Below are 25,080 nucleotides of genomic sequence, written 5' to 3' on the forward strand. Positions count from 1 at the left end.
ATGACAGGCATCGATTGCGGCAAGCGCTGATCCGGCCCAGCGCTTGCCGGGATTCGGGGAACACCGGCACGCTCCGCGGCCGGTGTTCCCACCCCGGTCAGTCCTGCGGGATATCGGCCGTCTTCACGATCTTCCTGGCGCGCTCGAGCTCGCTTGCCTGGAATGCCCTCAGCTGCGCCGGGCCCGCTGGGTACACCACGCCACTGAGCGCCTCGATGGAGCGGACCGTGGCCGGCTTGCGCAGTATCCCGTCCACCGCTTCATGCAGGGCTTCCACCAGGTTCGGCGGCATTCTGGCCGGGCCATAGAGCGCGATCCAGCCGTCCACCTCGAAGCCTTGCGCGCCGCCGTCGGCAACCGTTGGCACGTCAGGCAGCTCCTTCAGGCGCTGCGCGCCGGTGACTGCCAGCACCCGCAACTTGCCCGCGCGCGCCAGCGGCATGACCGCGTTGATCTCGCCGATCGAGTAGTCCACGTGGCCTGCGGCGAGGTCGGTCATCGCGGGTGCGGTGCCCTTGTACGGTACGGCGTTGGCTTTCACATGGTTGCGTTCGTGAAGCAGCTCCATGACCACATGGTAGGTGGCCGAGCCGCTGGCATAGTTCAGCTTGCCGGGCGACGCCCGGCCCGCCGCCATCAGGCCGTCCAGCGTCTTATAGGGCGAGCCGGCCGGCACGACGATCACCAGCGGCAGGCGCACCAGCCGCGCGATCGGCGTGAAATCGTTGACGGGGTCATACGGCAGGTTCCGGAACACGGCCGCGTTGGTGACCATCGGTGAATTACTGCTCATCCATAGCGTGTAGCCGTCGGGCGCTGCGCCGGCCACCGATCTGGCGGCGATGAAGCCGTTGGCCCCGGGGCGATTCTCGACAACGAAGGGCTGCCTGAACTGCTCGGAAAGTTCCTTGGCAAGATAGCGTGCCGTGGTGTCGAGCCCGCCGCCTGGCGGCATGGCAACGATGAGCTTGACCGGCCGGGCCGGATAGTCCGGTACTGCCTGCGCAGCGTGCGCACTCATGGACGCCGCCGCGGCCGCAAGCAGCAGGCATGCTTTCCGTCGCCTGATATTCATGCATCTCCTCTCATGATCTGTTCTGTCGTGGGAAGCGACCGCTGTCCATTGCGTGTCAACAGCGCCGTCGACATTGGCCGCGAGCCTCATGCTACGAACTGGCGGGAGATGGCGGAAATACATTCGCTGTCTCGCGCGATACAGGCCGGGTATTGCCGGCGCCGCGAGCCACGGCAAGGAAGGCCTCGTTGCGCATCTAATGGCGTTTATGCCGTTCGGGGCCGCAGGCAGCGGCACATGCCGCAACCGTGCCGCGGCATGCAAAGTGCCCGGCTGACCACCAGCAGCGCCATGTCAGCCGTTTGCTGCCTCGGGGCGTGCCGGCGCAGCGTGGGGTCTGCGTTACGTCCGCCATGCCTGTTACACCCGCACGGCCTCACCCGGCATGGGGGGCCACACGGTGGCACCGCCCTGTCTATCATCGCGTTAATCGCGATTCGCTGAGGCAAGACCATGACGTCAGGAAAGCAGGGCCCGCTCGCCGGCCTAAGGGTGCTGGAAATGGCCGGGATCGGCCCCGGCCCGTTCTGCGGCATGCTGCTGGCCGACCTGGGCGCCGACGTCGTGGTGGTCGACCGCCTCCAGGCCGGCGCGCAAAGCATCGACCTGGGCCGCCATGCCTTTGCCCGGCGCGGCAAGCGCTCGGTGGCGGTCGACCTGAAAACGCCGGGCGGCGTGGAAACCGTGCTCCGGCTGGCGCAACACTGCGACGCGCTGATCGAAGGCATGCGCCCGGGGGTAATGGATCGCCTCGGGCTGGGCCCCGATGTGTGCCTGGCGCGCAACCCGCGCCTGGTGTTCGGACGGATGACGGGCTGGGGGCAGGACGGTCCCCTGTCCCAGGCCGCTGGCCACGACATCAACTACATCGCACTATCCGGAGCGCTGTGGTACGCGGGGCAGCCCGGCGAAGCGCCGATGGCCCCGCCCAGCCTGGTGGGCGACATCGGTGGCGGCGCCATGTACCTGGCCGTCGGGCTGCTGGCGGGCGTCATGAACGCGCGCGCCACCGGCAGGGGCCAGGTGGTGGATGCTGCCATCGTCGATGGCAGCGCACACATGATGTCGATGCTGCTCGGTCTGCAGGCGTCTGGCAGGATGCATGCCGAGCGCGGCAAGAGCCTGCTGGACGGCCCGCACTGGTACAACACCTATCGCTGCGCTGACGGCGGCCATATCTCCGTGGGCGCGCTGGAACCCAGGTTCTACCGCGAGTTGCGCGAGAGGCTGGGCCTGGCCGAGGATCCCGCCTACGATGAAGCATATGACCCGGCCAACTGGCCCGCCCTGCGCGAGCGCCTGGCCGAACTGTTCGCGACGCGCAACCGGGACGCCTGGTGCGCGTCGCTGGAGGGCACCGACGCCTGCTTTGCACCGGTGCTGAGCCCCGACGAAGCGGCGGCCCACCCCCACATGCGGGCACGCGGCGTCTATTTCGATACGGACGGTGTCCTGCAGGCGAGCCCGGCGCCGAGGTTTTCCGCTACGCCGGCCGGAGCGCCCGGGCCCATCCCCGCGCGCGGCGAGCATTCCGCCACGGTCCTGGACGAGTGGATCAGGAATTGAAGCAACACGGAGACAGTAGATGAAAACAAATTTTGCCCACCTGACCGGGCAGATTGCGATGCACCATGGCCACCGCGAGGCACTGGTCAATACCGAGCGCGACCGCCGCTTCACGCACGACCAGCTGCACCGGTTCACCAACCGCGTCGCCAACATGTTGCGCGATCGCCTGGCACTGCGCCGCGGCGATACCTACCTGTGCATCCTCGAAAACGACAACCTGTCGCTGCTGCATGCATGGACCGCTCTGAAGGGCGAGGCGGCGGCATGCTGGACCAACTTCCGCGATGGCATTGACGAGCACCGCTGGCAGATCGAATTCATCCGTCCCAAGGTCGTGTTCATCGAGAACGCGCTGATCGACGCGTACTTCGGCATGCTGCACGAGCGCGGCATCACGGTGGTCTGCATGGACCCGCCCGCCACCCCGAGGCCCGGGCTGCTGTACATTGATGACCTGCTCCACGGCGTACCCGATACCAATCCCGGCGTGGAAAGCGATGTGACGCAGGACGTGCTGGTCTATCGCTTCACCGGCGGCACCACCGGCAAGAGCAAGTGCGCGCAGTACACCATGGACAACTGGCTGGCCAACCGGGATTCCTTCTATGCCAGCCCCGAGAACTGGCTCAACGCCGACACCCGCTACCTGCACATGGCGCCGGTCAGCCACGGCTCCGGGCTGGGCCTGCTGCCCACGTTGTTCCGCGGCGGCTGCACGGTCACGCAGAACGCGCCCGACCTGCGCCAGTGGTGCCGCAACGTGCAGGAGCACCGGATCACCATTGCCATGATGGTGCCCACGCTGCTCTACCGCCTGCTGGAGCTGCCCGAGGCCAGCAGCTATGACCTGTCCAGCCTGGACACCTGCTTCTACGGCGCCGCGCCGATCAGCCCCGACAAGCTGCGCCTGCTGCAGAACCGCTTTGGCAATATCTTCGTGCAGGCCTACGGCTCCACGGAATGCATGCAGCGCGTGGCGGTGCTGACCAAGGCTGACCATGCCACCGTCTCGGACGAACGTCTCGGCTCCGCGGGCCGCGTCACCGGCCAGGCCGAAGTCGTGGTGGTCGACGAAGCCGGCAAGCCGGTGGCGCCGGGCGTCACCGGCGAGATCTGGCTGCGCTCGCGCGCGGTGATCTCGGGCTACTACAACAATCCGGAAGGCACGGCGGCGGAGTTCGAGAACGGCTTCTGGAAGTCAGGCGACCTGGGCTATGTCGATGAAGAAGGCTTCCTCTTCATCGTGGACCGCAAGAAAGACATGATCATCACCGGCGGCTTCAACGTCTACGCCATCGAGGTCGAGGGCGCGCTCAGCTCGCACCCGGCGGTCGCCATCTCGGCGGTGGTGGGCGTGCCCGACGAGCAGTGGGGCGAGATCGTGCACGCGGAGGTGGTGCTCAAGCCCGGCTGCGAGGTCAGCACGCAAACGCTGATCGATCACGTCAAGGCACGCATCGGCAGGTTCAAGGCACCCAAGTCCATCGTGTTCGTGGACGACGTCCCGGTCAGCGTGGTTGGCAAAGTGCAGCGCCGGCAGGTACGGGAGAAATACTGGAAGAATCACTCGCGCAGGGTGGCCTGATTCTTCGCCCCGCCCATTCTGAAGGGCGCCCGCTTCGCACCGGGCGCCCTTCTTCATTGGGGCTGCTTTGCATCTCGTGAGGCGACGGCCCCGAACCTGACAAGAGGAGAGACAGATGAAGGCAGCCATCGACATCGAAGCTACGTTCGGCGATATCAGGCAATGGACGATGTCGTCAGTCATCGCGCAGCGCGCCCGGCTGTCGGGCGCGCATACGTTCCTGCGCTACCTGCCGGACGGGCGGCACTACACCTATGCCGACCTTGAACGCGAGACCAACGGCATCGCCCGCGCCTTCGCGGACCTCGGCATCGGATACCGGGATCACGTGGCCGTCATGTTCGATAACTGCCCCGAGCAGGTCCTCAGCCATTTCGCGCTGGGCAAGCTCGGCGCCGTGGCGGTGCCGATCAATACCGCGGCAAAAGGCCAGTTGCTGCGCTATTACCTCGACCATGCCGACTGTGCGGCGATCATCGTCTCCGATGGCCTCGCCGGGGAAGTGCTGCGGATCGCCGCAGACCTGCCCGCGTTGAAGCGCGTGATCGTGCTTGGCGATGTCTCCACCGCACAGGCACGGCTGGACGGATCGCCGGTCAGCGTCCACCCGTTTCCGGCAAACTGCGCGACGGACACGCCGGTAGACAGCCCGGCAAAGTTCAGCGACCTCGCCTACCTGCTCTACACGTCCGGCACCACCGGCCCATCCAAGGCCATCATGCTCACGCACGCCTGCACCCACTTCTGGGCCGAGCAGGCGATCCGCTACCGGCAATTCCGGCCGGACGATGTCGACTATGTCTTCCTGCCGCTCTTCCACGCGAACGCCCTGCTGCTCGGCGTGACAACCGCGTTGATGGCAGGGTCCACCGTCGCACTGGCCCAGCGGTTCTCGGCCAGCCGCTTCTGGGATGACGTGCGCGCCGCAGGCGCCACGCGGTTCGCCTCGATCGGCGCGGTGGGCAGCTTCCTGTACGGCCGGCCGCCCGACCCGCAGGACCGCGACCATAAGGTCCGCGTCTGCACGCTGGCGCCCCCGCCGCCCCTTGTCCACGACTTCGAGAAACGCTTCGGCATCAAGGTGCTGACCGGCTACGCCCTGAGCGACTACTGCGCCGCCACGTGGTGCCCGCCCGGCGCGCCGCCCGACAAGGTGTTCAGCGCGGGCATCCCGCGCGACAGCGTGCGCGTGCGCGTGGTTGACGACGACGACTTCGACGTGCCCGCCGGCACCGCCGGCGAGATCCTGCTACGCGTGGAACAGCCCTGGGCGACGCCGCTCGGCTACTACAAGATGCCCGAGGCCACCATTGCCTCGCACCTCAATGGCTGGTTCCACACCGGCGACTGCGGCTACTTCGACGACGACGGCTACCTGCATTTCACCGACCGGAAGAAGGACGCCATCCGGCGCCGGGGCGAGAACATTTCCGCCTTCGAAGTCGAGAACATCATCCTTGGAATCCCGCAGGTGAAGCAGGTTGCCGTGTATCCGGTACGCTCGGCATTCACCGAGGACGAGGTAGCTGCCTCGATCATCCTGCACGATGGCGAGCACCTCTCGCATGAAGCCCTGATCCTGCACTGTGCGGCCAATATGAGCCGCTTCATGGTGCCGCGCTTTGTCGAGTTCGTCGACGAACTGCCGGTGACGCTGACCAACAAGGTCCAGAAGTTCAAGCTCAAGGAGCGGGCCGAGGCCGAACCTGGACGCTTGTGGGACCGCGACCAGACACCGTTGCGCGACCAAAGCCGCCGCCGATAGCCACCGTCGTACGCCGGCTGATGACAAACATGGGGCCGGATTCGCTTCACGCCTCTTGTCCGTGACCTGCTCATCCGGCCCCGTGAGCGCCATCATCACCAGCCGCAGGCCGGAGTGCGACGTGCAGTGGTACGGTTCGGCCCCGCGCCGCGCGCCGGACCGTCATGCTCCTCATCTCCCGCCGTGCTATTCGCGCGCCTGGGCTTTCGCCGCCGCCTGTTGCCGCTTTTGCTGTTGCAGGAAATCCTGGACGAAATTCGAGCGGTCAAAGGATTTGGCCGGTTGCACGGGCGGGTATTCGGCCAGAGACTTCAGGTGATTCGCCATCAGCTCGTTCAGCGGGCCGGACAGCCACTGGGCCTGCTGTATCAGGTGACCGTACGAGTCCTTGCTGTCATAGCTTTCAAAGGGGTCGCTGCGCAGGTTGAACAGCATGGGGAAGGTTTGCGGCCGCAGTTCGGCATAGTAGTTCTCCTTCAGCGAGAAATGCAGCTTCCACGGGCCCATGCGAACGGCCGTCAGCTTGTTCTCGTAGTAGTACAGGAAATCCTTGCGCGCGCTCTCCTGCGCCTTTCCGGTCCAGTAGTCGACATTGTTCACGCCGTCGATGTACTGCGTCTTCTCCTGCTTCATCCGTTCAGCGACGTCCGGCACGCCGCCGATGGCGGCAAGGCTGCTGAACATGTCCTGGTGTGCCTGGATGCCGTTCTTGATCTGCCCGGGCTTGATGACGCCTGGCCACCGCAACATCGAGATCACGCGTACGCCGCCTTCGTAAGTGGTCATCTTCTCGCCACGGAACGGCGTGGTCGCACCGTGGGGCCAGGAGGAGTGCTCCGGGCCGTTATCGGTTGAGTACCAGACGATCGTGTTGTTATCCAGACCATTGCGTTTGAGAAAGTCGAGCGCCATGCCGACGTCATGATCGTGCTGCAGCATGCCGCTGCCTTGCATGTCTTCCTGATGCGTGTATTTCGACGCCGCATAGCGCCATTTCTCATTCAGGTGGGTGTAAAGGTGCATGCGGCTGGTATTGAGCCAGACGAAGAACGGCTTTCCCTCCTGCCTGGAGCGTTGCATGAAGTCAATGGCCTTGGGAATGACCTCGGCACCGTCGAAATCCTCCATCCGCTTCATCGTAAGCGGACCTGAATCTTCAATCGTCTGGCGACCGACGCGTCCGAACCTCGGCATGACCGTCGGGTCGTCCTTGTCCGTCGCGAATGAGTGAAGCACGCCACGCGATGCGAACTTCTGCGCGAAGGCCTTGGCGCCGCCCGGATAGGCGTCCGCGTACGCCTTGTAGTCCGGATACTCGGGGAGCTCTTCCGTGTTCAGGTGATAGAGATTGCCATAGAACTCATCAAAGCCGTGCGCCGTGGGCAGGTGTTCGTTGAGATCGCCCATGTGGCTCTTGCCGAAGTGGCCGGTGCGGTAGCCCGCCGCCTTCAGCACTTCTGCCAGGCTGGGAGAAGCCGCCTGCCAGCCAAGCTTGTCGCCCGGTTGCCCGACGGTCGTCATGCCGGAACGAATCGGGTACTGGCCCGTGATGAACGCCGCGCGGCCCGCGGTGCAGGATGGCTGGCCGTAGTGATCGGTAAACCGGATGCCAGCCATGCCGATGCTGTCGATATTCGGAGTGGTGTATCCCATCACGCCCATGCCGTAGGCACTGACGTTCTCCCAGCCGATGTCGTCTCCCCAGATGACGAGGATGTTCGGCCTGTCTTGCTGGGCTGCCGCCGCGAAAGGACTGGTCAGCGCCAGGACGGCGGCCAGGACCGAAAATGCACGTTTCCAGTGTTTCATAGAGATTTATCCTCGATGCGTTGCGTTGTCGCCGTTACCACAGGGCCGATGCGCCGATGGCATCGGCGCGCAGCAGCGTGGCTTCGAGCTCGGCTGCGCTGAGCGGCGAACTGATCAGATTGCTTTTCTGCCCGTTCAGCGTTGTGCTGGCAATGCATGCAGCGCTCTCCTTGAGCTGCGCCACAGGCACCCCGAGCTGCGCAAGCGTAACCGGCAGCTTCACCGCACAAAGCAGATCCAGCAACTCCGCAATCTCGGCGTCGGCGCGCGCTGCGGCCACGAGTTGCACGAGCGTGCCAAATGCGACCTGCTCGGCGTGCAGCGAGGATGCGATGGTCGGACAGATGACGACCGGCACATTCAACGCCAGCGATATGCCTTTGGCCGTATCCACCGCCTTGACGCCGCCTAGGCCGACGATCACGTCGGGGTTGCCATCGCGCGCGTGGCAGGCAAGCAGGTCAATGACCGCCCTGGTGCACTCGCCGGGAAACGCCAGTTGCGTGGCTTCGATTCCGTGGGACTGCAAGCTGACGGCAACCGTGGGCAAGATCTTGTCCGCGATGATGGCGTCGCAGAGGACCGCTGGGCGCTGGTATCCCATCCTGACCAGCAACTGGCCCAGATACTGCAGCGCACCGGCTCCCTGCAGGTACTGGCCCGGAAAGCCCATCGTACGAATGCCGGGAGGAACTTCTGGCAGGACCATTGTGCAGTCTCCTGTTCCTTATGGACTTGAAGCGCGGGGGGGCGCTAATGGCGGGCTGCGCAAGGCACGCGATAACGTACCTTGCCGCTTGCGGGCTGCACCGGGGTGATGGATGTTGCTCGCCGGACCTGGCAGCAGCCGGCGTTGGCCGTTGCGACGAGTATCGGACCGGGGGAACGCCCTCCTTGCTAGGGCAGATGCTAGCTTGGCGTCGCGTTCATCGTTATGGCATATTTGGACAAGATATGATCATTTCCGGACAATCGCCCAACGGCGCTCCGGCCCCTCCCCCGATGCCGTCGATGCCACGCACCTGCCAGCCCTCCCCACACAGCGGGCCCGGTCTGCAATTGCTGCTCCAGTTCGGTCTGGACCATGGCCTGTCTGGCGACCGTTGCCTGGCGGGAACTGGCCTGGACTGGCAGCATCTGACCGCGCCAGGGTTCGTCGTGGAGATCGAGCAGGAGCTGCAGCTGATCCGGAACCTGATGAATGAACTGGGTCATATCCCGGGAATCGGCATTCAGGCGGGCTTGCGTTACCGGCTCGCCACGCGCGGCATCTGGGGCTTTGCATTGCTCAGCTGCGCCACGCTGCGAGACGCGCTCGCCATGGCGTTACGCTACGAAACCCTGTGGAATCCCTTCACGGACATTCGCGTCGAAGAGGATGGTGACAGGCTTGTCACGACCATCGATGCCAGCAGGATGCCCGAGGCGGTGCGGACATTCATTGTGGATCGCGATCTCGGCATTTCAGCCAGCTTCATGCGAGACCTCATCGGCACCACGATACCGGCGCACAGCGTCACACTGTGCTGCTCGGAACCGTCCGATGCCCGTCCCTACCAGGAGCTGTTCGGCATGATGCCGGTGTTCGGCGCCAGCGAGAACCGCGTTGCGCGGAACGCCGCAGGATATCTGGACAGGCCATTGCCAGGCGCCAACAGCGAAGTGGCCCGCCAATGTGAATTGCAATGCCAGGCCCTGCTGGCCAAGCGGCGGGCACGCAGCGGCCTTGCGGGTCAGTTGCGCAACAGGCTTGCGGCAGGTCCCGGACCGCTGCCCGACATGGAAAGGCTGGCCCGGGAGTTCCACATCACCTCGCGCACGCTGCGCCGGCGGCTTGCCGAAGAAGGTACCAGCTTCCGGCAGTTGCAGGATGAAGTGCTCGAAGCCCAGGCCGAGGAAATGCTTGCCGGCGGCCTGAAGCTCGAACATGTGGCCGCGGCGCTTGGTTATGGTGAGGCGTCGAACTTCATCCGCGCGTACCGGCGCTGGAAAGGCGTGACGCCACTCCAGTACCGCAAGCAGGTTGCCGGAGGCGGCTAGTCCACTGAATCACTGAAATTGGTCGGTGCCTGCCATGTCAATGATTCAGTGGACTAGCGGCGGCAGTAGCAGAACGCGCCGCGCATCGCGCCATGAAGCAAACACGCTCCCGTCGCTTCACAGCCCTCACCACAGCCCTCACAAGTAGGCAGCGGCCTTTTCCGGCGTGTATAGCAAAGCCACCTGTAACCCGCTGGCAGCGGCCACCATGTCCGGCACGGCTTCGTCGGCCGAGATGAACATGCTCTCCCATTGGCCAAGGCTTTGACTAGCGGCGTTCAGCTGCCCGGCCAGCACCACGATGAAGAGATTGCCGGCATGCGGGGGCCTGTCGGGCACGAGTGCCTCGCCGGCAGGCACCTCCGCCAGGGTCACGCCCAGGCCATCGGCCCCCAGCGGAATCACATCATCCTGCGCCTGCCCTCGCAATGTACGCAGTTGACTCGGATCGGCGATCCTGACCGGCCCGGCGTGCTCGTGCCGCTTGGGTCCGCGGACCATCTTCTCCCGCTCGCTCACCGGGGTCAGCCCGGTTTCAAACACCGGACGAATCGTGAAGTACTTGAGGCCGTCAGGCCCGGCAACGAGCGGGCCATAGCCGGTGTACGCACCCGCATAGTGAACGGTGAGCGGCTGCAAGGGCCTCCTGCCAATCTGCCCGTCCCCCTCGATGAACAGCTGAAACTGATTCTGGCGATGAAAATGCGCCGGCGCAACGGAATGTGCCGGCTGCTCGACCAGAAAGATGCTGGGGGACAGTTCCGGGTCCTGTCCTGTGTCCATCCACTCCGATTTATGGAACAGGCGGCTGATGCCGTCTTCAAGCTGGACCGGAACGGCCCTGCGCGTGGCCTCTGCACGCGCACGGGTGCCGAAGGCAATCATGGGGGGTCTCCTTTTGGGGAACAGGTTCTTGCGGCTGGATGCAATCACGACAAGGCAAGCCCGACAATGCTGACCATTCCCGCGCGCCGGCTGTACCCACGCGCGCAGCGGTGACCCTGTGTCCGCTCCTTGCGATGCCTGCGCCAGTCTCCGATGCAAACGGCCAGTCAGCCATGAGCTAACCACGTCGTCCTGTCATATTGCCCCCCCGACTCGGGGTGGTTCGACCGCCCCGCGGCCGTGCCCGGTCGCAGCCCATCGCCAGCGTCCGCAAATGACAACCTCCTGTCCGAATAGGCCATAACGCGGCCGCACCTTAACTCTTAGTATTGCCGAAACAGAGGAGACAGGGTTCCGACCACTACCGGACCCGGTAGCGCGCTGGCCCAGACACGCCTCGCGGTAGCGTGGCCGCCGGAAGGATCCCGGATTCATGAGTTTCCCCGAGGGCACCCGTGTCAACCGGCGGGGCGCCGCACCGCGGCAGGCCTTGTTTGCACCCCCAGTACAACAAGCAGAGGAGGAGCAACTCGTGAGTCAGACAGATCAGTACGTTCCCACAGGAGCCGGCATTGCGATGCCGGAGCTGAGCGGTGTCTACAGCAAGGTGATATGGCGGCTGATGCCGTTCCTGTTCCTTGCACATGTCATCTGCGCGATTGACCGGCTGAATATCTCCTTCGCCAAGCTGCACATGGCACAGGACATCGGGCTGAGCGATGCCGCCTACGGATTGGGGGCCGGGATCTTCTACCTCGGCTACATCCTCTTCGAAGTGCCCAGCAATCTTTACCTGAAGCGCGTCGGCGCCCGGGCCACGATCACGCGCATCATGCTGCTGTGGGGCGCGATCTCGCTGGGCATGGCGTTCATCACCACGACGAACCAACTGGTGGTCGCACGCTTCCTGCTGGGCATGGCCGAAGCGGGCTTCTTTCCGGGCGTGATCCTCTATCTGACCTACTGGTTCCCGGCCGCGCTGCGGGGCCGGATCACGGCCGTGTTCCTGATGGCGGCAATGGTTGCCGGAATCGCCAGCGGCCCGCTTGCCGGCTGGATCATGACCCAGTACCAGGGCTGGGCCGGCCTGAGCGGCTGGCAGGCATTGTTCGTGCTCGAAGGTATCCCGGCGGTATTGCTGGCCTTGTTTGGCTGGTTCTGGCTCACCGACAAGCCTGAACGGGCCTCATGGCTGACGGCGCAGGAAAAGCAGGCCATTGCCGCGGCACTGGCATCGGAAAACGCACAGCACAATGCGGAAGGCAGCATGCTGCAAGGCCTGCGCGAGCCGCGGGTCTACATCGCGGGGATCGTGTACTGCTGCATCTTCTGCGGCACCACGACCATGGCGTACTGGATGCCGACGCTGATCCGCGGGTTCGGCATGGAAGACCTGCGCACCGTCGGCATGCTGTCCAGCCTGCCCTATCTGCTCGCCCTGCCCGGTATGTACTGGCTCGGACGCAGTTCCGACCGGCGCAAGGAACGCCGCTGGCATATCGCGCTGGCCATGCTCGCCAGCTCGGCCTGCTTCCTGTTGCTCAGCCTTGCACAGGGCAGCCCGACACTCTCGGTGGCGTTGATGACGGTCGGTGCAGCGGCCGCGATGTGCGCCATTTCACTGTTCTGGACGCTACCGCCCGCACTGCTTTCGCCCGCCGCGGCAGTCGGTGGCATCGCGGTGATCAACAGCATTGGCAATCTCGCTGCCGTCCTGACGCCGGGTGCGGTCGGCGCGCTCAAGTCGGCAACCGGGAGCCTTTACCTGGCCTTTGCCGTAGTTGCCGCCATCCAGGTGTTTGGCACGATCTGGCTGTTGCTGGCCATCCCCGCCCGAAGCCTCAGTGAGCGGCGTGAAGCTCAGTAACTGAATGCGGGGCCGGGATGCCCCGCCCCCGCCCTCTCTCCCGGGCGGGGCCTCCCGGCCAGCAATGGCCCGACGACGCCGGCTCAGGCAGACTCCGTGACCTTCGCGTACGTCGAACGCTTCGGCATGGCAAACAACCGCCGCACCATGGGCTCGAAGGTGCTCAGCGGATAGATCTCCCCGTCAGCGTCGAAGGCCGGGCTGTCATACCGGTCGATGAACTCGACGGTACGGTCATAGTGCGGATGCGTCTTGAACTGATCGCGCATATTGCGGTCCATGCCCACATGATGGAAGAAGTTGTGCCCCTGGAATATGCCATGATGCTCGACCATCCAGTGATTGGCTTCGGATACGAAGGGCTTCAGGATGGCGGCCGCCACCTCCGGATGGTTGTACGAGCCCAGCGTGTCACCGACATCGTGCAGCAGGGCGCAGACCACGTATTCTTCGTCGCGTCCATCCTTCAGCGCGAGCGTTGCGGTCTGCAGGCAGTGGCTGTAGCGATCGATCGGGAAGCCGCTGAAATCGCCCTGCAGCAACCTGAGGTGCGCCAGTACGCGATCGGGCAGGCCCGAAGCGAAGCGCGCGGCCTCTGGCCGAATGATCTCAAAGTCCTCACGCGTGCTGTCCTGCATGCGTCGAAAGGTCACTCGCTGGCTCATGGGGACTCCTCTCTCGTGGTGATGGTGCGATGGTGTGATGGTGTGCTGGTGCGATGGTGGACGGCGAAGGCAGTTGGCCTGCCGCTGCTATGTGTGCGTCCCGGCCTGACGCTCAGGCCGAAAGCGTCGGAATGCCGACTGAGATGTACCGGACCTGGCCCTCGCGGCGGAAAATGCCGAGTGCCGCGCCGTCAGCCCCCGGGCAAGCCATTGCGCCGCGTCACTCCGCGTAGCCGGGCAGCTCACGGTCGAGTTTGCGCAGCAGCGCCGGCCACGCGCGTTCTCCGTAACGCGCCATGGCGCCAACGCCCATGGCCTCGGTGGTCATGCGCGCAGGCTCGGTGGCAGCGTGCAGGGGCCGGCCCATGCCTAGCGTGCGAACCTGCGCCGAGCAAGCGCGCTCCAGCATGTGCATCCGCACGAAGGCCTCGGCAACGGTAGCGCCCAGCGCCAGGGTGCCATGATTGCGCAGCAACATCACGTGGCACTCGCCGAGGTCGCGTTGCAGCCTTGCGCGCTCTTCCAGATGAAGGGCAGGCCCCTCATACTCATGGATGGCGATATCGCCGGTGAGCAGCATCGCGGTCTGATTCAGCGGCAACAAGCCCTCTTCCAGAGCGGAAACCGCCATGCCGTCGGCGCTATGCAGATGCATGACGCAGCCCGCGTCATGGCGCACCTGATGCACGGCGCTGTGGATCGTGAAGCCGGCCTTGTTGACGCCGTACGGCGACGCGCCGATGACATCGCCGTCGAGATCGATCTTGATCAGGCTCGACGCCGTGATTTCGTCGAAGGCCATGCCGAATGGATTGATCAGGAACTCGTTGCGGCCGGGCAGCCTCGCGGAGATATGGGTGGCAATGAGGTCGCTCCAGCCAAACAACTCTACCAGCCGGTAGCAGGCCGCAAGATCCACACGAACCTGCCATTCGATCGCGGGGACATCGCCCCGATGGCCAGCTGCCGACGGCGCGCGGGCCGGATTGGGTTGCGCGGTGGCGAGCGAAGTTGCTTCCATGCTGTCTCCTGTCGGGTCTGTCGTGCCGCCTGATCGAGCGGTCTCACTGCGTCATGTGATATGCCCCCGCAGTACGCGCGGGCGCGTTCGGCATGCAGCCCTTTGCGAGCCGCGACGCCGTGTGCACCGCAAAATGGTAGTTCGGTGGTACGCGGCGCGCCATGGCATATCTGGACAAATACAATCATTTCCGGACAGAGGGCCCGACTACTCCGGACTTGCCCTGCGATGCGCGTATCCCGCATGCATCCGGCGTTTCGCAGTCGAAGCCGGCCTTCTGCATTGGACTGCCATCGGATAGCCTGCCTCACGGGTGCGTGGATGCACGCATCTCCGTGCCAGGAGCACGGTCAACAAACAAAGAAGGGCTGGCGCACGGCACCAGCCCTTTACAGGCATGAAGCGTCAGACAAACGCAGAGATGCCCGTCAGCCGACGCGAGATGAACAGCCGCTGAATCTCCGTCGTACCGTCCGGAATCGGGATGATGATCGCTTCGCGCAGGTATTTCTCTACGTTGAACTCCTTGGTAATCCCGTTGCCGCCATGCAGCTGCACCGCATCGCGGCACACCCGCACCGCGGCCTCGCTGGCGAACGCCTTGGCCATCGAAGCCTCCAGGTCGCAGCGCACCCCCGCGTCGATCATGCCGAACACGCGCTGGCACATCAGGCGCGAAGCGTCGAGCAGCATCGCCATATTGGCGAGCTTGGCCGCCACCAGCTGGTGGCCGGCAATCACCTTGCCAAACTGCTTGCGCTCCTTGGCATAGGCGATCGAATCTTCCAGCGCGGCACGCATCAGGCCGACCGACAGCATGCCGACGTGGCCGCGTGCGTGCTCGAACATGCGCATGGTGTTCTTCAGGCCTTCGCCCTCGCCGTCGATCAGGTTCTTGTCAGGCACGCGCGTGTCGGTGAAGAAGACCTGCGCAGTGGACTGCGAGTTGAGCGCCATCTTTTCGATGTTGCGCGTCTCGTAGCCATGCTCCTTGCGGTCGATCAGGATGTGCGACAGGCCCTTCTCGCCCTTCACGGTGCAGATGATGAAGTCCGAGTAATGGCCGTTGGTGATCCAGGTCTTCTCGCCGTTGATGATGAAATGATCGCCGTCACGCACGGCCCGGGTCTTGAGTTCCGCGACATTGGAGCCGACGTCCGGCTCGCTGATGCCGGCGCAGCCAAACAGTTCCCCGGCAAGGATGCCTGGCAGGTAGCGGTCGCGAATCTCCGGGCTGGCCGACAGCAGGCGGCGAGAGATGCCGTTGTTGATCATCACGCACAGCGCGATATCGCACGAGACCGCCATCAGCTCCTCGAACAGCATGCCCTGTGCAGTATAGGTCCAGCCCATGCCGCCATGCTCGACCGGCACGGTGCAGCCCGGCAGGCCGAACTGGGCGATCTTCATGGTCAGCTCGCGCATCTTCTCCTTGGGAATATGGCGGTCGCGGTATTCCTTGACCACCGGCTTGACTTCGGCGTGGAGGAACTTCCGGAAGCTGTCGGTCGCAAGGATGATGTCGTCAGTGGGCAGTTGGTATGGCATCTTGGTTACCTGTTCGGTGGATACGTAGAAAGTGGCCCCGCGCCTCTCAGGCGGGGGCGGCCCCGGTGATTTCGTGGTGGTGAATCAATAGCCGCGGAATTCCGGCTGGCGCCTTTCCGCGAAGGCGCGCAGGCCCTCCTGGATGTCGTAGGAACGCTTGTGGTCGCGCAGTTCCAGCAGTTCGTGACGAATGGCGTCGGCCGTGGTCTTGTCATTGGCATTGGCAGCCACGCGCTTCATGCGGGCCAGCACCAGCGGGCTCTTGTTGGCCAGCTTGTCGGCCAGGGCCCGGGCGCGAGCAGACAGTTCGGCGTCTGGCAGGACCTCGTTGACCAGACCGTGGATCTTCATTTCTGCGGCGCTGAGCGAGTCGCCCGTGAAGAGCAGATAGCGCGCCACGTTGTCGGGCACCTTGCGCGGCAGCAGGGCCGCGCCGCCGCCGCCCGGGAACACGCCGTAGTTCGAGTGCGCGTCACCAAGCCGGGCACTCTCCGCGGCCAGCACGATGTCGCACGAGAGCACGACTTCCATGCCGCCGGCCAGCGCCAGGCCGTTGACGGCCGCGATCACCGGCTTGGGAAAGTTGCGCAGCGTGTCGAAAAACTCGACGATGATGTCCAGCGAATCCTTCTCGCCGGGCTGCAGCACCGCGTTGCCCTGCTTCAGGTCCGCCCCGGCGCAGAAGGCGCGGCCGGTGCCGGTGACGACCACGACGCGCACGGCGGGGTCGTCACGCCACGACTTCAGGGCGGCGGTCATGCTCTCCACCATGTCCCGCGTCATGCTGTTCAGCTTGTCGGGGCGATTCAGCGTCAGCCAGCCAGCCGACCCCATCAGGGCTTGCGAAACACTCATTTGTCTCTCCAGAGAATGGACGGGCGTCCGTCCTGATATCGATGGTGTCAATCTACGGGCAGGCACGGCACCCCGCACTACTCGCCGGGGGTGGCAAGGCCCCTCTGCCGGCGTGACACCCCGTTCCCGAAGACGGCTTATGGTTCTTGTGAGTTGCACACAAAATGGACTTTATGTTCTACTCCGGCCCATCAACGCCGGCGGGCAGGACATCAAGTTGAGGAGAGCGCACCCAATGCGAGTGGCACACGAGATCGTGTTGACGGACGCGGAGCGCGCCGAGTTGTCCAGGCTGGCCGAGGCCGGTTACGACAGTCCGCGCCTGGCGCAGCGTGCGCGCATGGTTCTGCTGGCCGCGCAAGGCATGCGCAACAAGGACATCGCCGAGCAACTGGACATGGGCCGCGCCCAGGTATCGCGCTGGCGCGAGCGCTTTGCGCAGTGGCGGCTGGCGGGCATTACCAACGAATTGCCTCGCGGCGCCCCCCCGGTGAAGATCAACCTGGCCCGGCTGGCGGCCCTGACCTCCAGCCACCGGCTCGATTCCCCAGACCCGTGGAGCACGCGCAAGCTGGCGCAGGAACTGGGCGTCAGCGCCGCCACCATCTCCCGCCACTGGCGTGCGCTGGGGCAGGAACCGAGGACGCAACGCAGTCAGCAGACACCGGGCGGGTTCTTCCCCGGCGGACTGGACCTGGATCTCGCCGGGCTCTATATGGCACCCGCCGAGCATGCCATGGCGTTCAGCTCGGAGGATCCAGCGCAGTTTGCGGCGCACGCCCCTGCCCCGGCAGAGGAGGTGGCGCCCGCACCGAGGCGCCTGGGCATCACCAATTTGCTTGGCACGCTGAAGGTGCTGGATGGACATCTGGGTAGCCTGCAGCAGCACGACGCCGCGGCAACCGACTGGCTCGCGTTCCTGCGGCAACTGGAAGGCACTGCACCTGCAGGCCACACGCTGCATATCATTGCGGACAACTACAGTACCAACCAACAGGATGCGGTCAGAAAGTGGATCAGCGTGCATCCACGCGTCCGCGTCCATTTCACGGCCACGCATGCATCGTGGCTGCGGATGGTGCAGCGCTTCTTCCGCGAGATGACGACCGCGCAGTTGCTCCGCGCCATGGGCGGCGCCCACGAGTTGCTCGCGGCAATCGATCTTTACCTGAAGTTGCCGGCCGGCAAGTCTTTTACGTGGCTTGCGGGCAGCCCGGTGCCAGCGTACCCGCTCGAGGGGGAAGGCCCAGCTGTCGTGGCGCAGGAGGTGCACGCTGACGCCCCCGCGGCAGCGGCGGAGAACGGCCAGCGCGAGTCCGCTGATGACGCACCGGCCAGCGCTGAGCCGGCGCTGTCCCGCGCAGCCGTGGAATCGGTCGCCAGCACCAAGCTGATGCCGCCACGCGTGACCCATGCGCTGGTGCCGCGCGCCGGTCTGATGGCGCGCCTGCAGGAAGCCCGACGCCAGCGCTGCGTGGTGATTCAGGGACAGGCCGGCAGCGGCAAGACCAGCACCTTGCTAGCGTGGCGGCGCTCGCTGATGTCGCTCGACTATGACGTGACATGGCTTTCGCTGTCTGCGGAAGACAATGATCCGGTCCGGTTCTTCGAATGCCTGCTGGCGAGCATCGCCGAAGCAAACCCGGCAGTCGTCCGCGAAGCGGCCCTGCTGATCGGCCGCGGCAATGACGAAGCCGCGATCGAGCATTGGGTCATCAGCCTGGTCCAGGGCCTGGCGGACCATCCGCGCGAGCTGGTGGTCATGCTGGATGACCTGCATCATATCGACGACGCGCGCATCTTCCAGGCCCTGCAGTGGCTGCTTGCCTATGCGCCACCCAATGTCCACCTGGCGCTCTGTTCCCGCAACGCGCTGCCCCTTTCGTTCGAACGGCTGCGCGCCCAGGGCCGGCTGACCGAGATCGATACGCGGGACCTGCGCTTCAGTGCCGAGGAATCAGAGCGCTTCCTGTGCGATCAGCTCGGGGACATCGACCGGCGCGATGCGGTCGAGCTGCACCGGCTCACTGACGGCTGGGTAGCGGGACTGCAGCTTTTTGCGGTGGACTTGCGCAACCGTCGCGGCCAGGGTTACCGCAACGTGCAAGTGCGCGACGCCCATGCCTTCGCCAGCTATTTCGACCAGGAAGTCCTAGGCCGGCTGGCCCCGGAAGACCTGGAGATGCTGATCCGCACCGCGATCTGCAACCGCTTTTGCGCGCCGCTGTGCGCAGCCATGGCCGGACGTGCGCAGGATGCCGAGCATACCGCGGGGCGATTGGAGCGCCTGGAGGAAGACAACCTCTTCATCACGCAGATTGGCGGAAATGAACGCGAAACCTGGTACCGGCTGCATCCCTTGCTGCGCGAAGTCCTGATGGCACGACTGGACCTACGGCCCGACGCAGACCGGCAGGCCCTGCACGCCGCCGCCTGCGCCTGGTTCAAGGCACATGGGTATGTGGACGACGCCGTCAGGCATGCCGTGCTGGCCGGTGACGTCGAGACCGCCGCCGGCATGGTGCAGGAGCGTGCCTACGGCATGCTGGTCAACGGAGACCTGAGCCAGCTTGCGCGGCTGTTGCGGCAGCTGCCGCCCGGGCAATTGCAGCGACGCTTCGGCCTGCTGGTGGCTTCGGCATATCTGCAGATGTATACAAGCCGCTTCGACGAGGCACGCGAGAGCGTGCAGCACATCCAGGCGCAGCACGGGCAACTGGACCGCCACCAGCGCTATACCGGTGCCCTGATCCGGGCAGGCCTGGCCCTGCAGCAGGACGACACCGACACAGTCCTGTCGATGGCGCCGGAACTGCGCGAGATTCCGCCCGATGCGGACGACTTCAGCTGGACCTGCCGCAGCAATATTCTCGGCTGGGCCTTCGTGTACCGCGGCGAGTACGACCAGGCCCGTGCCATCGTCGATCACACCGGCGCGCGCGCTGCCGCGCCGCGCAGCAGGCTGCTGGGCCAGTGCATCAGTGCCATGAGCCTTGCGCTGGAGGGCCGCCTGGAACAAGCCGAGAAGGCCGTGCGCGAGGTGCTGGCAAGGGCGGATGCAAGCGGGGCGGCCTACACCGGCTTGTCGTGCATGGCCGCCGGCCTGCTGGCCGACATGCTGTATGAGCTGAACGACACGGCAGGCGCCATTCATCTGCTGGAACCGCGCATCAACCTGCTCGAGCGCGTATCGCTGCCGGACACCGTCCTTCATGCGATGACGGTGCTGTCCGACTCACACTGGCTGGAGGGGCGCGGCGAGCAATCCGTGGTCTACATTGACCGGCTCGAAGCCTATGCCAGCCGGTTCGGGATGGACCGCGTGCTGCTGGGAGCGCTGGCGTTGCGGCTGCGGCGCCATCAGCAACTGGGCGAGATGGAGGCAGCCGGTGACGTGATGCGGCGGCTCGAGGCAGTGGCTGCCCGCCATGCGGATACGCGCTCGCAGCACAGCCGGCAGATTCAGGCTGCGATGGAGCGCATCCGTGCCGGGATGAGCCTCTACCTGCGGGATTTCGGGGGCGCCGCCGCCCGGCTGGAAGCGCTGCTCGAGGATCCGCGCACCCTGCGCCAGCCGGCGCGCGCCGCAGCACTCAGGCTGCAGCTGGCCATCGCGCAGCTGCAGCTTGGCCGTCTGCCCTTGGCCCAGGACCACCTGCGCGAGGGGCTGAGCCTCGGACACAGCCTGGGGCTGGTGCGAACCCTGCTGGACGCCTGCGACCTGCCGCAGCAGCTCGGCGCGCTCTTGCACGCCGACGGGCTCAATCCGGTGCTTGCGTTCTACCTGAATCGCCTGCTGGCCGAGGCGGCCCGGGCGGAGCAAGGCACGCGGCCGGGCCCGGCCAGCGCCCACGGCGCCGCACCCGTGCTTAGCGAGCGCGAACGCGAGATCCTGAACCTGGTAGCGCAGGCCATGCCGAACAAGAAGATCGCCATGGTGCTTGGGCTGTCGGCGGAAACGGTCAAGTGGCACCTGAAGAACATCTACGCCAAGCTTGGCGTGAGCGGCCGTGGCGGCGCCGCAGCCCGGCTGCGCGATCTCGCTGACTGATCTCGCGGACTGAGCCGGTCCACGCAGCCGGACCTGCGTCAGCGCCTCTCTCGCCTCTCTCGTCTCTCTCGGGCGCTCTTCGCCGTCGCCGCGGTCCGATCCGGCCGGCCGGCGGCTGCCATTTCATCCGATACACCCTGCCCTCCCCGGTTCCGGCGCGCGGCGGGACCCCACCCACACCGGGGAGTGCCTCGCGCATCGTCGGCGCGCAATCATGCTTCAACAGGCTGCTGCCGCAGCGTGTAGCCCGCCGCCCGGTGCTCCGGCCGGCGCCGACAGTCAACTGGCCGCCGCCTGGCGGCCAAGGCATCCTCACAAGCAATGACCCTGTTCAATTCACTGAAGAAATGGTGCCTGGCCGTGTTCGGCGCCTGGCTTGTGCTGGCCGCTCCGGCATTCGCGCAGGCCTATCCGGAACGGCCCGTGAAGATTATCTCGGTGTCCAGCGCCGGCACCGGCGCCGACGCCTACACGCGGCTGCTGGCGAAGCACCTGTCTGACAAGCTCGGCCAGAGCTTCCTGGTGGACAACCGCCCGGGCGGCAACATGATGGTCGCCAGCGAGTTCGTCGCGAAAGCCGCGCCCGATGGCTACACGCTGCTGCTTGCCACCTCCGGCACGATGGCGGCCAACCCTTTCCTGTTCAAGCGGCTGCCCTACGACCCGCGCAAGGATTTCGTGCCCATTGCGCGCTTGTCCATGCTGCCGGTGGCGCTGGTGGTGCCGGCAGGCTCGCCCTATCGCAGTGTCTCAGACCTTGTCGCCGCCGCGCGCGCAAAACCTGGCAAGCTCAACTACGGCAGCGCCAGCGCGCCCTCGCAGGCGACACTTGCCGCCTTTAATGAGGCGGCCCACATCCAGGCCGTCAGCGTGCCTTACAAGGGCATGGCCGGGATGCTGACCGACCTGATGGGAGGTGTGCTGGATTACGGGCTGGCCGACACGGCCTCCGCGGTGCCGCAGATCCAGGGCAAGAAGCTGCGCGCACTGGCGGTGTTCAGCCCGAGCCGCGTGGCCTTGATGCCCGATGTTCCCACGCTTGCCGAAGCCGGGGTTCCTGGCGTGCTGGTTGCCAGCTGGACCGGCTTGTTCGCACCGGCGGGAACGCCCGCGGCCATCGTCGACAAGCTTTCGCGCCTGTGCATCGAGTTCGCCGGCTCGCCGCAGGCCCAGGCGCACTATGCCGAACGCGGCACGCTCGCCTTCCCTGCAGCCGGCCCGGAGCTGGCCAGAGGGATTGTCGAAGACCAGAAGATGTGGAAGCGCCTGATCACCATCGCCGGCATCCAGCCGGAGTGAAGGCCCGCGCCTGACATGCACTGCCTCTGCGCGATGCCAGCACCTGTCCAGACCGGCGAGAATGCCTGCCCCGAGCCGCCAGCCCACCTGTTCGGCCAGCTTGCAGCCGTGGCCCGGGCCCGGCCTCATGCCAGCGTGCTGGTCAACCATGACGGCATGCCGATGAGCTACCGCGAACTGCACGATGCCGCGCAGTACCTGGCCGGCTATCTGCAGCACCACCTGGAGGTACGCGCCGGCGACCGCGTGGCGTTGCTGATGGGTGCAGGCCGCGAACTGGCAATCGCCTGCTACGCGGTCCTGCGGTGCGATGCGGCAGTGGTAGCGATCCGTCCGGGCACCCCCGCTACGGAGACCGCCGGCCATCTGCAGGCCAGTCATGCACAAGTCATCATCACTGCGCAGGCAATGCACGACGCGCTGGCTCCGCTGCTGGCGGCGGGCAGCCTGCGCGGCACGGTTGTCGCCGCGGCCGGGAACGGTTCCGATGCGCCGGTGCAACGCCATACCCACACCCTCTCCGGCGCGCTGGCCGCGGGCATTGCTCCCCTGCGCATGGGACCGGGCGGCGACGGGCTGGCGGTTGTCGACTGCGCATCCGGAGCCGGCTCGCCGGCCAGCGCCCCCACCGCGATGCTGAGCCATCGGGCACTGGCGGCCATGGCCGCCAGTGAATGCCGCAGCCCGTGCAACGCCGGCCTCGACGACCTGCTTGCCCTGCAGCGCGCCGTCAGCCATGGCGGCTGCCTGATCGTGCGCGCCGCCCCGGAGCCAGCATTTTCAACCCATTTTTGAAGAGCGCGTCAACCATGAGCCTGCTGGCAGGAAACGCCGTCTTCCCGGCCTGAGCGCCCGGCCTCGCACGCTGCCGGCGGACCTCCGCCGGCCGGACCCACCCCATCACACCAACCATTGAGAAGGAACCCAGATGAACAAGACATGCGCAATCATCGGCGCCGGCATGACCGCCTTCGGCAAGTTCCCGGACAAGACCGTCCGCATGCTGGCCGAGCACGCTGCGCGGACCGCGCTCGACAATGCAGGCATCCAGCCGAAGGACATTGACCAGGTCTATTTCTCCAATGCTGTCTCCGGCCTCATCACCGGCCAGGAGATGGTCCGCGGCCAGGCGGCGCTGCGCTTCCTGGGCCTGTCGGGCCAGCCCATCTTCAACGTGGAGAACGCCTGCGCCTCGGGCAGCTCGGCCTTCTTCCTGGCCTGGAACGCTGTGCGCAGCGGCCAGGCCCAGGTCGCGCTGGTCGTGGGCGCCGAGCGCATGACCCATGAAGACAAACGGGTCTCACTGGGCGCGCTGGCCAAGGCCGTTGACCTGGAAGAGGAACAGCCCGCCCACGTCGGCTCGGGCAGCGGCTCCATCTTCATGGACATCTATGCCGCCAAGACCCGCAAGTTCATGGAGGCGACCGGTGCCACGCGTGAAGACCTGGCCCAGATCGTGGTCAAGAGCCGCCATGCTGCCTCGCTCAACCCGGTGGCACAGTTCCGCAGCGAGACCACGGTTGAGGAGGTGCTGGCCAGCCGCATGATCAGTGACCCGCTCACGCTGCAGATGTGCTCGTCGATCGGCGACGGCGCCGCCGCCGTGGTGCTGTGCTCGCCGGAGTTCCTGAAGCGGCATGAAACCGCACGCCCGATCTGGGTCGGGGGGTCGGTGATCGTGTCAGGCTCGCCGGACGGCAGCCTTGAGCCCTGCCCCCAGCGTGCCACCTACGGGGTCTACGAGCAAACCGGCATAGATCCGCTCGACATCCACGTTGCCGAGGTGCATGACGCATCCGCGCCCTCGGAGCTGATGTACTACGAAAGCCTGGGGCTGTGCCGCCCGGGCGAAAGCGTCGAACTGCTGCGCAGCGGTGCCTCCGGGCTGAACGGCCGCGTCTCGGTCAATCCCAGCGGCGGCCTGCTCAGCAAGGGCCACCCGATCGGCGCCACCGGCGTGGCGCAGTTGGTCGAGCTGACCCAGCAGCTGCGCGGCGAGTCGGGCCCGCGCCAGCGCCAGGGCGCGAAGCTGGCGCTGGCCGAGAATGGCGGCGGCCAGGTGGGTGTGGACGGCGCAACGGCCGTGGCCACCATCCTGTACGTCTGAGCGGAACTGGCTGCGCGGCACCGGGATCCCGGGCGCCGCGCAGCCGGCAGCCATCACTCATGCCGTACCAGTCGATCTACCGCCCCGGCCTGTTCGCCGGCAAGACCGTGATTGTCACCGGCGGCGGCAGCGGCATTGGCCGCTGCACCGCCCATGAACTGGCCTCGCTTGGCGCGCATGTCGCGCTGGTCGGGCGCAAGCCGGACCGGCTCGAGGCCGTGCAAAGCGAGGTGCTCGCCGACGGTGGCGAGGCGTCCACGCATGTGTGCGACATCCGCGACGAGCCAGCGGTCATCCGCGCCATTGGCGACGTGCTGGCCGCGCAGGGTCGCATCGACGGCCTGGTGAACAATGCAGGCGGGCAGTACCACGGCCAGATGCGGGACTTCACCACGAGCGGTTTCGAAGCCGTGGTCCGCACCAACCTCACCGGCGGCTTCATCTTCATGCGCGAGGTCTACAACCGGTGGATGGCCCAGCATGGCGGCGCCATTGTCAACATGGTGGCGGCAATCAGCGGCAGCCTGCCCGGTTATGCCCATTCCGGCGCGGCCCGCTGCGCGATGCTGAGCCTGACCGAGACTGCTGCCTGCGAATGGGCCGCCTCAGGTGTGCGCGTCAACGCGGTAGCGCCGGGCCTGGTCGCTTCGAGCGGCTTCGACAACTACAGCGATGCTGGCGCCGCGGCCATCCGCGCCAGGCTTGCCGGCATCCCGCTACAGCGCTATGGCAATGTCGCCGAAGTCTCCTCGGCCATTGTCTACCTGCTTTCACCCGCCGCGGCATTCGTCAGCGGGGCTTGCCTGCGCATCGACGGTGCCGCGGCAACGGCCAGGTCGTGGACATTCGCGCCGCACGACAAGAGCGTGGCCTTTGACGGCTTTCACCTGCCTTCGCTTCCCGTCATGCTGCGTGGCTAGCGTGCCCGGCGATCCCGCA

General features: G+C 65.8%; 18 protein-coding genes. 10 read left to right on the forward strand and 8 right to left on the reverse strand.

Annotated elements, in window-relative coordinates:
• Window positions 1-97: 97 nt before the first annotated feature.
• The gene (locus KB879_RS35050; RefSeq protein ID WP_211984209.1) at window positions 98-1,021 is read right to left on the reverse strand and encodes a tripartite tricarboxylate transporter substrate binding protein; all 924 of its coding nucleotides are present in this window, start codon (window positions 1,019-1,021) and stop codon (window positions 98-100) included.
• A gap of 507 nt (window positions 1,022-1,528) precedes the next feature.
• On the opposite strand from KB879_RS35050, the gene KB879_RS35055 reads away from it, so the two are divergent.
• The 3 genes from KB879_RS35055 (at window position 1,529) to KB879_RS35065 (ending at window position 5,994) form a co-directional block, all read left to right on the forward strand.
• Window positions 1,529-2,641 (forward strand): CaiB/BaiF CoA-transferase family protein, encoded by a 1,113-nt coding sequence (locus KB879_RS35055; protein ID WP_211984210.1) that lies wholly within the window; start codon window positions 1,529-1,531, stop codon window positions 2,639-2,641.
• 19 nt (window positions 2,642-2,660) lie between these two features.
• On the forward strand, window positions 2,661-4,229 hold the full coding sequence (locus KB879_RS35060) for a class I adenylate-forming enzyme family protein (RefSeq protein ID WP_211984212.1): 1,569 nt from the start codon (window positions 2,661-2,663) through the stop codon (window positions 4,227-4,229).
• A 115-nt stretch (window positions 4,230-4,344) separates the two neighbouring features.
• The gene (locus KB879_RS35065; RefSeq protein WP_211984213.1) at window positions 4,345-5,994 is read left to right on the forward strand and encodes an ATP-dependent acyl-CoA ligase; all 1,650 of its coding nucleotides are present in this window, start codon (window positions 4,345-4,347) and stop codon (window positions 5,992-5,994) included.
• A 186-nt stretch (window positions 5,995-6,180) separates the two neighbouring features.
• Here the strand turns inward: KB879_RS35065 and KB879_RS35070 are convergent, their stop codons facing one another.
• Window positions 6,181-7,803 carry an arylsulfatase gene (locus KB879_RS35070; RefSeq protein WP_211984215.1) on the reverse strand — a complete coding sequence of 541 codons (1,623 nt, stop codon included), beginning with the start codon at window positions 7,801-7,803 and terminating at the stop codon, window positions 6,181-6,183.
• A 34-nt stretch (window positions 7,804-7,837) separates the two neighbouring features.
• The gene (locus KB879_RS35075; protein WP_211984217.1) at window positions 7,838-8,512 is read right to left on the reverse strand and encodes an iron-containing alcohol dehydrogenase; all 675 of its coding nucleotides are present in this window, start codon (window positions 8,510-8,512) and stop codon (window positions 7,838-7,840) included.
• Window positions 8,513-8,757: 245 nt separating this feature from the next.
• On the opposite strand from KB879_RS35075, the gene KB879_RS35080 reads away from it, so the two are divergent.
• Complete coding sequence (locus KB879_RS35080; RefSeq protein WP_249221528.1) at window positions 8,758-9,843, forward strand: AraC family transcriptional regulator; 1,086 nt, start codon at window positions 8,758-8,760, stop codon at window positions 9,841-9,843.
• A 138-nt stretch (window positions 9,844-9,981) separates the two neighbouring features.
• Here KB879_RS35080 and KB879_RS35085 read toward each other — a convergent pair whose 3' ends face one another.
• On the reverse strand, window positions 9,982-10,728 hold the full coding sequence (locus KB879_RS35085; RefSeq protein ID WP_211984219.1) for a hypothetical protein: 747 nt from the start codon (window positions 10,726-10,728) through the stop codon (window positions 9,982-9,984).
• Window positions 10,729-11,260: 532 nt separating this feature from the next.
• Between KB879_RS35085 and KB879_RS35090 the strand changes: the two genes are divergently transcribed.
• Window positions 11,261-12,595, forward strand: coding sequence for an MFS transporter (locus KB879_RS35090; RefSeq protein ID WP_371827473.1), 1,335 nt, complete (start codon window positions 11,261-11,263; stop codon window positions 12,593-12,595).
• Between the two features lie 83 nt (window positions 12,596-12,678).
• Here KB879_RS35090 and KB879_RS35095 read toward each other — a convergent pair whose 3' ends face one another.
• The 4 genes from KB879_RS35095 to KB879_RS35110 form a co-directional block, all read right to left on the reverse strand.
• Window positions 12,679-13,260 carry an HD domain-containing protein gene (locus tag KB879_RS35095; protein ID WP_211984221.1) on the reverse strand — a complete coding sequence of 194 codons (582 nt, stop codon included), beginning with the start codon at window positions 13,258-13,260 and terminating at the stop codon, window positions 12,679-12,681.
• A gap of 220 nt (window positions 13,261-13,480) precedes the next feature.
• Complete coding sequence (locus KB879_RS35100; RefSeq protein WP_211984223.1) at window positions 13,481-14,281, reverse strand: class II aldolase/adducin family protein; 801 nt, start codon at window positions 14,279-14,281, stop codon at window positions 13,481-13,483.
• 405 nt (window positions 14,282-14,686) lie between these two features.
• Complete coding sequence (locus KB879_RS35105; protein WP_211984225.1) at window positions 14,687-15,829, reverse strand: acyl-CoA dehydrogenase family protein; 1,143 nt, start codon at window positions 15,827-15,829, stop codon at window positions 14,687-14,689.
• An 84-nt stretch (window positions 15,830-15,913) separates the two neighbouring features.
• Window positions 15,914-16,684: an enoyl-CoA hydratase/isomerase family protein gene (locus KB879_RS35110; protein WP_211984227.1), complete on the reverse strand. Its 771-nt coding sequence runs from the start codon at window positions 16,682-16,684 to the stop codon at window positions 15,914-15,916.
• Window positions 16,685-16,919: 235 nt separating this feature from the next.
• On the opposite strand from KB879_RS35110, the gene KB879_RS35115 reads away from it, so the two are divergent.
• The 5 genes from KB879_RS35115 (at window position 16,920) to KB879_RS35135 (ending at window position 25,061) form a co-directional block, all read left to right on the forward strand.
• Entirely contained in the window at window positions 16,920-20,735 is a 3,816-nt protein-coding gene (locus KB879_RS35115; RefSeq protein WP_211984229.1) for an IS630 family transposase, read from the forward strand.
• Window positions 20,736-21,056: 321 nt separating this feature from the next.
• On the forward strand, window positions 21,057-22,034 hold the full coding sequence (locus KB879_RS35120; RefSeq protein WP_211984231.1) for a tripartite tricarboxylate transporter substrate binding protein: 978 nt from the start codon (window positions 21,057-21,059) through the stop codon (window positions 22,032-22,034).
• Between the two features lie 33 nt (window positions 22,035-22,067).
• Entirely contained in the window at window positions 22,068-22,829 is a 762-nt protein-coding gene (locus KB879_RS35125; protein ID WP_211984233.1) for an AMP-binding protein, read from the forward strand.
• A gap of 133 nt (window positions 22,830-22,962) precedes the next feature.
• The gene (locus KB879_RS35130) at window positions 22,963-24,141 is read left to right on the forward strand and encodes a thiolase family protein (protein WP_211984235.1); all 1,179 of its coding nucleotides are present in this window, start codon (window positions 22,963-22,965) and stop codon (window positions 24,139-24,141) included.
• Window positions 24,142-24,200: 59 nt separating this feature from the next.
• Window positions 24,201-25,061, forward strand: a complete 861-nt coding sequence (locus KB879_RS35135) for an SDR family oxidoreductase (RefSeq protein WP_211984236.1) — start codon at window positions 24,201-24,203, stop codon at window positions 25,059-25,061.
• Window positions 25,062-25,080: the final 19 nt, after the last annotated feature.

It is taken from the genome of Cupriavidus sp. KK10, from assembly GCF_018223725.1.
GTDB lineage: Bacteria > Pseudomonadota > Gammaproteobacteria > Burkholderiales > Burkholderiaceae > Cupriavidus > Cupriavidus necator.